This window comes from Legionella maioricensis, from assembly GCF_023618015.1.
Taxonomy (GTDB): Bacteria; Pseudomonadota; Gammaproteobacteria; order Legionellales; family Legionellaceae; genus Legionella; species Legionella maioricensis.
Genome location: NZ_JAJKBJ010000015.1, coordinates 1 through 10,866, shown reverse-complemented (window position 1 = coordinate 10,866; position 10,866 = coordinate 1). Strand labels below are relative to the sequence as shown.

The following is a 10,866-nucleotide window of genomic DNA, read 5'->3' as shown; positions in this document are numbered from 1 at the left end:
GTGTGTTAATGGAATTCAAATTAAGAAGACAGGGGCTGTTGCATTCGTTTTCATTTTTTCATCAGCTGCTTTATCAGCGGCTACATCGCTACTGCTTGCATTAGTAGTACAAATCCAGCTAGTAGTCATATCCTAAAATTAACCCGCTACCTATTAAGGCTAAAAATATTTTCTTCATGATTTATCTCTATATTGATTATCGCTAAATCATAAGCGCTTTCAGCAGAGGCCTTGTCATTAAAGATTTCAGTAGTAAGGTGAGTGTTTGAGGTAGTTTTATGAGGAGGTTGATAATATTTATTAATAGTGCCTGTAAAATCAGGAGAGGCAAAATTGGGCCATTTATCTTTATCAAACCCCTGTGCATTTTTTAGAATTTCTTTACTTCCTCCCATTTACCTTCAAAAATATCTTTGTTCATGTTAACTCTCCTTTTAACGAGTAAGATGCTTTTAAACATAGTTCATTTTTGGGTTAATACTTAAAACAAATTGAAATCATTACGCATGATTTAGGGCTTTTGCATCTGTAGGAATTACATCATAAAAAATTCGAAGAATATCGAGCAAAAAAATAAAAGATATTATCCAACACTTCCATAATGACTTCGGATTAATAAATCAGTTTCTTTAAGCCTTAATTTAAATCAGCCTATTTAAAAGCCTATTGGAACTCTACCTATTAATACGAGTACCAGATATATCACCAATATAAGTCCGATAATACCACTTGGCCCATATCCCCATTCTCTGCTGTACCCCCAATGAGGTAATCCGCCAATGAGGAAAAGAATTAATAAAATTAATAAAACTGTGCCAAGCATGATGTCTTCCTTGAAGAGGTATGGTCACCTTAAATTATAGTACATAATGGGAAAAAAGGGCTTGCCTTGGTGAGGCCATCTCTAATAAAGAAAGAAGATATTATAATGACAGTAAAGAAGCTAAGCGATTTTCAACGCGAATCATTGGAACACTCAGCCAGGTATAACGAGCTATATTGTTAATTAGGTGGTGTGACGTGGAGGTAGTTTCTGTGGCCGGCAACGATAGGTCCCACGTAAAAAGACAGATTCTACTCTAGTGACTATTTTTGGCGACAGAACTCAAAAAGGGCTACCAATGTAGCCCCCTCTTTTAAGGAGTTAATGCTCGCACACAACGCACGGCATTAGGTTGATTTTTAGGATGAATAGCCTGAAGGCTTGCACCACCCATTTCAAAGCCTTGGTACCATGCTCTGTTAGACGGAAATGTCGAGTACTCAGTGGAACTCCAGTAACGACCTGCGAGGCAGGAAGAACCTAAAGGACAGGAAGTAGACGGACTTGGGCTGGCAGGGTCACCAAGTAACAGGCCAAGATTATCAACCATATTCTGTTGGAGCAAAAGACAAATGAGATTCCCTGAATCGGGTCCCATTTCACAAATTGCTGGCACATACCACCCACTATAGCAAGTTCCTGTACTGCATGGCGTATTACCATTAGAGTCTATTGTATATAAATGGCATCTTCCAGGAGCATAAAACTGCAAAGTGGTTACACCATAATGGGTAGGAGGGCCTGTAACAATATAATTATAATAAGCCATTATATTGTTTGAGTTACAATTACCATCACTCCCACCATTACATGAAGAAAATAATGACTGAGGAGGTGGGGTAAAGGAACCGTATTGTGCGCTAAAATTCGTTGCCATAACGGCATAGATTGGTGAGCTAACTAGGGTAGTAGAGAACGGGTCAATACCTGGGATAATATCATTGGATCCATTAAAGCTGCCATCACCATTAGAGGACCATACAACGCCGTTGGGATTGAGGTCTGCCTGATCAGTCAAGCTTGCTACTGTTCCCCCAACACTCCCTGTGCATGGAGTGGAGCTACACCCCTGAGTATCATCAACTGAAAAAACATATCCTTGTTGATACACACTGCCATAAGTAATTATGTTCACTGCTACAGTGGTCGAGTTGGTATTACTCCCTTGAAATGTAATCACACTTGGATTGGGATTTGCTCCTGGCGATGCGCTAGGTGTAGTGCCTGGTGTTACCGTCAATACGCACGATGCTCCCGGAGCAATAGTACCGCAATTTGCCGGTGAAATAGTCGCCCCTGCTGGCAATGCCGGAGTGATGCTATAAATCACATTAGTTGCAGCAAGTGTTCCTGTATTAGTAATAACAATACCCCGTGGGTTTCCTGTGAGTGCTGGGTGAGCTATATCATTTACTGAAAGCCCTAAGCTGGAAACATCGGCTTGGATGAATGGGGTCGGGGGCGAAGGAATCAGATGAATATTTAATTGCTCTTTAAACTCCGGTTGATAACACAAATTCGGATTGCCATTCTGGCATAAGACAGGGCCGCTAATTACATCACTTTGTAATAAGCTTCCATTAACTTGTAAAGTGAGTATACATGATTGATGATACCCAAGCGGATTAACACACCCTGATGGGGTAATACCTGTAATAACAGGGCTCATACTTAAAGTATGAGTCGTTCTTGACTGGTTAGTTACTCTATACTGAATCGTGGCGCTACCATTTACAGGTAATGAAAAAGAAGTAGTCGTCAACGCTTCATACGTCCATACGGGAGCAGATGCAATAGCTGGTCGATTTAAGGCTGAAGTGAATAAAATAATAATTAAAAATAATATTTTTTGTTTAAATATCGCCGTCATCAACAGATCCTTTTGTTTGGTTATTCATAAACTACCATTTATTTAGTTGTATTTCTATAAAAGGGTTTGCTCCGGAATGTGGCTAAAAATGGAGCACCACACCCGAAGTATTTATATTACTCAACTGAGGTTTTTTTGTAGGTCATACAAGTGTAAGATAAAAGTGAACCTGCTATTGTTTGCAAGGATAGCCATCAGGAAAGATTCCCCTAGGCTTCGGACAGACTATTTTTAGTCTCTTCAATCATCTGATTATTATCCTGAGCTATTATTCTGTAGTTTATTTGAACCTATTTTAAGTGAGAACAGATTTATGTTAACGAATCGTTCGCAAGAAAAAGAGTTAATGGATCTTGGTCCCGCGTTTTATACTAAAGAAGAATACGAACAATGCTTAAAAAAATTATTTAAAATAAATAAAATATCCGGCATTTTTAAGCATACTGTTAAGCTTCTCAAACAGTTTCCTGCCAATGTTTCTATAACCGATGTTGGATGTGGCGGCGGATTATTCCTGTTACATCTAAGTAAGTATTATCCCCATATGCACTTGCTGGGAATAGATGTTTCCGATGAAGCGATAAAATTGGCGCAACAGGAATTGCATCAATGGAAAAGCATTCATCAAAACACCAATGTTGCTTTTCAATTGCAAGATGAAATGGAACTTAAGCTATCGAAAAACAGTAGAGATGTCATTTTATTAAACCTGGTTTGCCATCATTTAGAGGATGAGGAACTAATTCTTTTTTTAAAAAAAGCAGTTGATTCAGTTCGTATTGGTTTAATTATTAATGATTTACATAGAAGTAAAATTGCTTATTGGTTTTATAAGCTACTGAGTCCTGTGCTTTTTCGAAATAGATTAATTACCCACGATGGTCTGGTTTCTATTCAAAGAAGCTTTACCCAACAAGAATTACATTATTTATTGCGACGAGCTGATATTAGTAATTATCAGCTTAAATGGTGTTTTCCTTTTCGCTGGAGCATTATAGTGTGGAAAAATAATTAAAATGGACAAGGTACTTGATGCACTCATTATTGGAGGTGGGCCTGCGGGTGCAACAACGGGTTTACTGCTCGCCCAGGCAGGCTGGTCGGTGGGCATTGCTGAGAAGAAAAATTTTCCAAGACGGAAAGTCTGTGGTGAGTTTATGTCGGCAACCAATAGCTCTCTACTACAACAGTTGGGAATTGCCGATTATTATTGTTCTGCCAGTGGTCCCGAAATACAGCGAGTTGGTTTATTTGCTGCTGAGACAATTTTGGCAACCAATATGCCGACTTTAAATGATGCATCAAAAAAATGGGGCAGAGCCTTAGGACGAGAGCATCTTGATATGGTATTGCTCAACAGGGCTGCACAACTTGGTGCTATAGTATGGCAACCAGGAACGGTTCAAAACGTGCAGCGTCATGCGGGATTATTCACATGTATTTTGAATATTGGCGATAAAGTTGAAAAAATTTCTGCTCGTCTGGTTATTATGGCTAGTGGTTCATGGGAGGGTAGCCCTATCCCATCAAAAGTGAACAGTCATAAGCCTTCAGATCTTTTAGCTTTTAAAGCTCATTTTAGAGATTGTGATTTGGCTTCTGATTTGATGCCTCTCATTGCTTTTCCTGGGGGATATGGGGGACTTGTTCATAGCGATAATGGGAGAGTCTCGCTCTCTTATTGTATTCGTCGGGATGTGTTACAAGGGATAAGACAACAGCATGCAGGAATGTCAGCAGGGGAAGCTTCATTAAACTATATTAAAACCAAGTGTCTGGGAGTACGTAAAGTGCTTACCTCCGCTCACCGGGAGGGGAGCTGGCTTGCCTGTGGTCCTATTCGCCCTGGAATTCGTCAACGTTATCATGAGGGGATATTTTTTGTCGGAAACATCGCGGGCGAAGCGCATCCTATTGTTGCTGAGGGGATCAGTATGGCGATGCAATCTGCCTGGTTGCTGTCTCAAATCTTAATAAGGCGACAAAAGGAGATAGTAACTGAAAAAGGACTTCGTGATGCGGGTAAAGAATACAGTAACCAATGGCATAAGCACTTTGCAACACGTATTCATGCTGCAGCTTTGTTTTCCCTGATTGCAATGCGCCCCTGGTCGCAAGCCATCATGCTGTTTTTAATTAAACGTTTTCCTGGCCTATTAACTTTTGGGGCAAAGTTAAGTGGTAAAATACAGCAAGTAGTAGTCTTGGAAACGACGAACTCTTTTAATAAGGATAATTAATGCAATCAAATATTACGGCAATAGGAGTCGCGAATCCTCTCTATAGACGAGCCCAACATGAAATTGCTGAACTCATTGCTGCAGGCTGTTACTTAAAGCCCTCCCAGAAAAAAGTATTAAAAGCAATTTATAAAGCTTCAGGAATTGAATACAGACACAGCGTCATAGCAGATTATTGTCGCTCCCCCAGTGAATTCGAGTTTTTTCCTAATAACTCGGTGGACGATTTTCCCACCACTTTAGAACGCATGAAATTATACCAAGCGAGTGCGCTTCCTTTGGCCATTGCCGCAATCGATAATTGCTTAAAAAGCTTAGATCATTTTGATAAAAAAGAAATTACTCATTTAATTACCATCAGTTGTACAGGGATGTATGCACCGGGAATTGATATTGAAATCATCCAACAATTGCAGCTCAACCCCTCTACGAAACGTACCGCGATTAATTTTATGGGGTGTTACGGGGCTTTTAACGGCTTGAAGGTTGCTGACGCTTTTTGTAAAGCAGATCCCAACTCAAAGGTATTAATGGTTTGCATTGAATTATGTACTTTACATTTTCAAAATGACTTTTCTTTAGAAAATGTTATTTCAAATGCTATTTTTGCTGATGGGGCTGCCGCTGTGTTGGTTGAAGGCGCCACGAAACGGAAAAAACGGTTTAAAATTGAGTCATTTCATTCTGACCTGGTGCCTCAAACCGAACAAGAAATGGCCTGGAGCATCGGTGATTATGGTTTTGATATTATCCTTAGTTCCTATGTGCCCCAAGTTATAAAATTTGGTATTGCGGTTTTTACAGAAAAACTTCTTCAACAATCAAACTGGTCATTAAGCGATATAGATTATTATGCGATTCATCCCGGCGGTCTTAAAATCTTGCAAGCATGCGAAGAATCATTAAATATTTCCCCAGAGGATAACCAATACTCTTATCAAGTGTTACGTGATTTTGGCAACATGTCTTCAGCAACCGTTTTATTTGTCCTAAAGAACATTTGGGATAATTTAGAGCAAAATACCCATGAGAAGAATATATTTAGTTGTGCTTTCGGACCTGGATTGACATTAGAAGCGATGTTGCTCAAGGCCGAAGTTAATCAGATTCACGCTCAGGAACAAGCATATTCAGAGAACATGACTATAATATAGGATAGGAACGTATTGGGGATTATCATGGACAAAAAAGAAAGTAAAAAGCAAAGAGATACTAAAAATGAATACATCGGTATTATTTCCATTATTGTTATCGTCATTATCGCTGTGGGCGCTATTTACTTATTTACCAAGAAGCCGCAAGTGGAGTCGAAGGACGTTAATGATGTGACTATATCTTTAGAAAGTTCTTCTTCACCTAAGGGACAATTTAGCTAAGATTAGGCAAAATATACGGCTTTAAATGGTACACTTTTATGGGTGATGACCATCTGAACTAAGGTTATCAAGGGAGGGGGCCTTATCTTCTACAGAGCTTTGACTTTGTTTTTGTAGGCTTTGTGCCAGTTTGTTCTCCTCTTTCAGATGGCTCATAGTATCTCTGAACGATACCGCAGCATTTTTACATTCGGTATGATGTTCTTCTGAAGGTTTCTCTTCCACTTTTACCCCTTTGTCCTTGAGTGATTCACTGAAAGAAGATGCCAAATTTTTAAAAAATCCAGATATGGCTCCTGTGACTCCCCCTTGGAGCACACTACTTACTGTTTCTAATCCTTCTCCTTTTTCATATCCTTCTTTCAAGCCATTTAATAATCCTTTAATTGCCCCAATAGCCGCTTGAGTGAAGGCTTTCAGCGTTATCCATACTTTGCTGCCTAAAGAAACTTCTTCAGCATCAAGTAACGAATTAAAATCTTTTGCGGTATTAAGTACATCGTTACCCATTTGTTTTAATAAATCAGTATCTGCTCGTTGGATTCCCGTGATAAATTCCGCTGTATTATCCATTAGTTTCAACCCCCAGTTTAGTAAGGCAAAACCACTGGAGGTAAGACTTAAAAGAGTAACGGATCGGGAAATATTATCAATTGCTTGTTGATCAGTGTCAGGAGTAGCACGTAATTTATCCTCTAATTCTTGCAAATAGGTTGCCATTGCCGTCTTAACGTGATTATGAGCATCATCTAATATATGGCCTTCATGATAAGGAACGTGTTGGAATTTATCGTTCCTTAATTCTTTTATCGCCTGTAAAACATCCTCTTTATTTTTAGCCATGAAAACTCCAAAAAGAGTGCACTAAAACAGTTTATACAATAACTGTATGTTATTTGTACATTATAGTGTAAATTAGATAAACATTCTTGCTATAGTTCCCTGACTTTTAGTCATTATCTCCTTGGATAAATTGATTTGCAGCAGCAATTTATATTGATTAGACTATGTTGGATTTTCATCATTTCCCAGAAATGATAGTTCCTATTCAGGTAATGGTGTCGAAGGGACAAATTGTCGCCTGGATGGCGCAAAGCGTAATCCGGGATCAAGGTTTGAATCAGGTTTCGATCCCGGGTTACGGCTGCGCCTTCACCCAGGCTACATCCTAAATCTCTTAAGTTGACGTCACTATCTGCTCAGGTAATGGAAATAGAGAAAAGTTAATAAAAAATTAGCGAAAGGGATGCACATGCCAAAAAATAAAAGGACGGATTACGTTGTTTCAATTACTGTTTTTATTACCTACGCACTTATTAGTCCTGAGGTTGGGGCAACCTCTATCACCTTACCTGACTCTTCAAATCCTATTCAGCAGAGCGCGCAACCTCAAAATAAGTGGGAGTGGTTCCGTCCCGTTTTAACTGTTTCAAGTGGACTGGCAGCATCCAGGATAGGGCAATCACAGACACTTTCCATGGTCAATGATTTCACAACATATCAGTATGCAGCAAATAATGAGTACTACAATAAAATGCTCTGGGGCGGTTTTTTAGGAACAGAAATTCCTGTATGCCCACAATGGATATTGCAGTTAGGACTCGGAGTTTACTTGCCTAATGCTTTTTCTGCGGAAGGAATCCTAATTCAAGGAGTAGATGAACAATCATCTGATCTGTTTCCTTATAGTTACAAGGTGAAGAACCATCAGTTTTTAGGCGAGGGAAAATTGTTGGGCAGCATTAAGGATAATTACCATCCCTACGTGTCCGCAGGTCTGGGGGTTGCCGTTAATAAAGCTTATACCTATTCAGCTTATGTACCACCTTTTCTCACCTTTACCCCTCAATTCACTAATTATTCCACTACCTCTTTTGCTTACAGTATTGGCGCAGGCATGGATATAGATATTAAAAAAAATTGGCGGCTGGGGGCAGGATATCGGTTTACAGGAGTAGGTGATGCAAATTTGGGATACGGATTTCTTGACGTAATACCATTTCCCGGCACCTTGACCCAATCAAATCTCTATATTCAAGAGGTTTTGGTCCAATTAACTTATTTAATGTATTAGGGAATTAAGAATGATGAAGAATAATTGGACGTGGTCTTTGTTGTTATTTATTGTTGCATTTTTGATTAGCAGTACTAATTATGCTCTGCCTTATACTATCATACCCAAAGCAGGTACCGTTTTACCCACTCAAATTATTATAGGTAATACAGCGACTACTTTTTATACGGTTACCAATAATACAAAGCGTTCTCTTCCTAATGGCTACGTGAAGTATTTTCCCCCTCATGTGACTCAAGTCACAGCGAGTACTGCTTATCCTGATATCTGTGGGCAAACGTTTACCCTCGCACCAGGCGCAAGTTGTACTCTGCAACTGACCGTAGCTGGAGGGGTTAATTCTTCGGATCCTAACCCTCATAATCATCTCTTTGTTTGTAGTCCCAATGTTCCGGCTTGTGCTGGAACGAGCTATCCATTAAATGTTCAAGGATTAATACCTACTATCAGTGGAAGGGTGCAATCCGGTGGGAATGTGTCGACAACGCCTATTGTAAATGCTTTAGTGACCATTTATGGAGTAACCCAAAACTCTGCTGTTCCTCTAGGAACTGCTACGACCAATAGTACGGGTAATTTTTATATCTACATCCCTCAACTGGGTTTAGCGGAGAGTCCCTATATTATTTATTACGCAATTGCCCAAAAAGATAATAACCTGGAATTAGCCACCATTATTGGTGAAACTATTTCACCTGCCATTATCATCAACGAGATGACTACCGTAGGTGCAGCTTATTCCATGGCTCAATTTTTTCATAATGACCAGATTTATGGAAAACCATTAGGATTAAAAATTGCTGCATCCATGAATGCGAATTTAATTTCCCCGGTTTTGGGTAATTTATCCACCGTTATTAGCTCTTCACCCAATGCTGATGAAACAAATACCATGCGCTCACTGGGTAGCTTATCTAATCTAATTGCCCCTTGTGTGCAAAACGGTAACTGTGCTGCGCTTTTTGCGGCAACGACAGTTAATGGTGATGTTCCGACCAATACCTTGCAATCTTTGCTTAGCATTGCCCATAATCCAGTCAATAATGTGGCTTTGATTTATGCCTTAACGAATCCGCTAAAGATATATCAACCCTATTTATCTGCGCTTCAGGTTCCAGATGCCTGGACGTTGGCAGTCAAATTTAATAATACCGGTAGCGACAGCTGTCCTTTTGGCGGTCCGGCAAAAACGGCATTTGATTCACAAGGTAATGCCTGGATAACGAATAATGTGATTCAGGGTACGCCTAATTCAACGAACTGTATTATTGCCCTTAAACCAAATGGCCAACCTGCTGATGGAGTGAATAACACACCTATCTCTCCGGTATTTGGCGGTGGATTGTTAGGGACTGCCTTTGGAATTACTGTGGATACCAGAGGCTCCGTCTGGACAGGAAACTTTGGCTGGGGTAGTTGCTCAGAATGTTTGCCGGCAATAGGAAGTGTCTCTCAATTTTCTCCATTTGGAATTCCGATATCGGGCTCTAGTGGCTATACCTCCTTTATATACAGAGCGCAGGGGGTTATTTCAGATCAAAGCAATAATATTTGGATTGCCAGCTACGGCAATAATAATATTGTGGTATTTCCTAATGGCGATCCTAACGCGGCATTTTTCTATTCACAGCCAGCTAACAGTGGACCTTTTGATATTGCCATTGCCCAAGACGGCTCTGCTTGGGTTAGTAATACTTTATCCTCTCATGTGACTAAATACGCTATATCAAATGGTCAATTGATACAACAATTTGACCTTTCAATCGGCGCATCACCCAAGGGAATTGGTATTGACTCACAAGGAAATGCGTGGGTCGCCTCAACAAATAATTCAACTGTCTATGAAATCAGTCCTGATGGAAACACCATCAATTCCTATACCGGGGGTGGTGTCTCAGGTCCTTGGGGGATTACCGTAGATGGAAACGATAATATATGGGTAGCTAATTTTGAACCAGGTGGAGCTCCTGCCAAATTTTCAGTAACGGAGCTTTGTGGTAGCAATACGGCTAATTGTCCTGCCGGTTTGTCTACTGGAGATCCTATTTCACCAGCGATAGGTTTTACTTTACCTACAGGGGGCAGTCAAGTATTGCTCCATGATGGAACTCCTTTATACGGTCCTAATGGTCCGCCAAGCTTTAATCCTCTCATGCGCCTAACTCATGCCATTTCTGATCAAGCAGGTAATGTTTGGGCTGCTAATAATTGGAAACCTAATCCCTTAACCGACTTTGTTTTCAATCCGGGGGGAGATGGCATGGTGGTATTTATTGGTCTGGCCAAACCACCGCAATAGGTATACTTCAACCACGTCGTTTCGTTACTTCGAGCATCTTGCGACTCGATCGCTTTACGTCATCTCGAGCATAGCGAGAGATCTCACCGAAGTTGCACTGTGCTTGGTTCGGAGATCTCTCGCTATGCTCGAGATGACGTAGAGTACTCGAGATGACGTAGAGTACTCGAGATGACGTAGAGTA

The 10,866-nt window shown here is 40.2% G+C and carries 10 protein-coding genes; 6 read left to right on the top strand and 4 right to left on the bottom strand.

What is annotated here, in order from left to right; translation table 11 throughout:
* Positions 1-146: 146 nt before the first annotated feature.
* The 3 genes from LOX96_RS12060 to LOX96_RS12050 form a co-directional block, all read right to left on the bottom strand.
* Positions 147-395, bottom strand: a complete 249-nt coding sequence (locus tag LOX96_RS12060; protein ID WP_250423302.1) for a hypothetical protein — start codon at positions 393-395, stop codon at positions 147-149.
* A gap of 260 nt (positions 396-655) precedes the next feature.
* Positions 656-823 carry a DUF3309 family protein gene (locus LOX96_RS12055; protein WP_250423300.1) on the bottom strand — a complete coding sequence of 56 codons (168 nt, stop codon included), beginning with the start codon at positions 821-823 and terminating at the stop codon, positions 656-658.
* 313 nt (positions 824-1,136) lie between these two features.
* Positions 1,137-2,693 (bottom strand): hypothetical protein, encoded by a 1,557-nt coding sequence (locus LOX96_RS12050; protein ID WP_250423298.1) that lies wholly within the window; start codon positions 2,691-2,693, stop codon positions 1,137-1,139.
* 313 nt (positions 2,694-3,006) lie between these two features.
* Here LOX96_RS12050 and LOX96_RS12045 point away from each other — a divergent pair, with 313 nt between their 5' ends.
* The 4 genes from LOX96_RS12045 to LOX96_RS12030 are packed head-to-tail and all read left to right on the top strand — an operon-like array spanning position 3,007 to position 6,309.
* Positions 3,007-3,708, top strand: a complete 702-nt coding sequence (locus LOX96_RS12045; protein WP_250423296.1) for a methyltransferase domain-containing protein — start codon at positions 3,007-3,009, stop codon at positions 3,706-3,708.
* A gap of 1 nt (position 3,709) precedes the next feature.
* Positions 3,710-4,933, top strand: a complete 1,224-nt coding sequence (locus LOX96_RS12040; RefSeq protein ID WP_250423294.1) for an NAD(P)/FAD-dependent oxidoreductase — start codon at positions 3,710-3,712, stop codon at positions 4,931-4,933.
* Positions 4,933-6,087, top strand: a complete 1,155-nt coding sequence (locus tag LOX96_RS12035) for a type III polyketide synthase (protein WP_250423291.1) — start codon at positions 4,933-4,935, stop codon at positions 6,085-6,087. The genes LOX96_RS12040 and LOX96_RS12035 overlap by 1 nt, the downstream gene beginning before the upstream one ends.
* A 24-nt stretch (positions 6,088-6,111) precedes the next feature.
* Entirely contained in the window at positions 6,112-6,309 is a 198-nt protein-coding gene (locus tag LOX96_RS12030; RefSeq protein ID WP_250423288.1) for a hypothetical protein, read from the top strand.
* A gap of 36 nt (positions 6,310-6,345) precedes the next feature.
* On the opposite strand, the gene LOX96_RS12025 is transcribed toward LOX96_RS12030, so the two are convergent.
* Entirely contained in the window at positions 6,346-7,152 is an 807-nt protein-coding gene (locus LOX96_RS12025; protein ID WP_250423286.1) for a hypothetical protein, read from the bottom strand.
* Positions 7,153-7,561: 409 nt separating this feature from the next.
* Between LOX96_RS12025 and LOX96_RS12020 the strand changes: the two genes are divergently transcribed.
* Both LOX96_RS12020 and LOX96_RS12015 read left to right on the top strand, forming a co-directional pair.
* Positions 7,562-8,383, top strand: coding sequence for an outer membrane protein (locus LOX96_RS12020; protein ID WP_250423284.1), 822 nt, complete (start codon positions 7,562-7,564; stop codon positions 8,381-8,383).
* A gap of 10 nt (positions 8,384-8,393) precedes the next feature.
* Positions 8,394-10,682 carry an NHL repeat-containing protein gene (locus tag LOX96_RS12015; RefSeq protein ID WP_250423282.1) on the top strand — a complete coding sequence of 763 codons (2,289 nt, stop codon included), beginning with the start codon at positions 8,394-8,396 and terminating at the stop codon, positions 10,680-10,682.
* Positions 10,683-10,866 lie beyond the last annotated feature (184 nt).

Excerpts from the sequence above, each read along its gene's own strand:
- LOX96_RS12015 (WP_250423282.1), top strand. The coding sequence starts at position 8,394 with ATGATGAAGAATAATTGGACGTGGTCTTTGTTGTTATTTATTGTTGCA.
- LOX96_RS12055 (WP_250423300.1), bottom strand. The coding sequence starts at position 823 with ATGCTTGGCACAGTTTTATTAATTTTATTAATTCTTTTCCTCATTGGC.
- LOX96_RS12060 (WP_250423302.1), bottom strand. The coding sequence starts at position 395 with ATGGGAGGAAGTAAAGAAATTCTAAAAAATGCACAGGGGTTTGATAAA.
- LOX96_RS12030 (WP_250423288.1), top strand. The coding sequence starts at position 6,112 with ATGGACAAAAAAGAAAGTAAAAAGCAAAGAGATACTAAAAATGAATAC.
- LOX96_RS12040 (WP_250423294.1), top strand. The coding sequence starts at position 3,710 with ATGGACAAGGTACTTGATGCACTCATTATTGGAGGTGGGCCTGCGGGT.
- LOX96_RS12025 (WP_250423286.1), bottom strand. The coding sequence starts at position 7,152 with ATGGCTAAAAATAAAGAGGATGTTTTACAGGCGATAAAAGAATTAAGG.
- LOX96_RS12020 (WP_250423284.1), top strand. The coding sequence starts at position 7,562 with ATGCCAAAAAATAAAAGGACGGATTACGTTGTTTCAATTACTGTTTTT.
- LOX96_RS12045 (WP_250423296.1), top strand. The coding sequence starts at position 3,007 with ATGTTAACGAATCGTTCGCAAGAAAAAGAGTTAATGGATCTTGGTCCC.
- LOX96_RS12050 (WP_250423298.1), bottom strand. The coding sequence starts at position 2,693 with ATGACGGCGATATTTAAACAAAAAATATTATTTTTAATTATTATTTTA.
- LOX96_RS12035 (WP_250423291.1), top strand. The coding sequence starts at position 4,933 with ATGCAATCAAATATTACGGCAATAGGAGTCGCGAATCCTCTCTATAGA.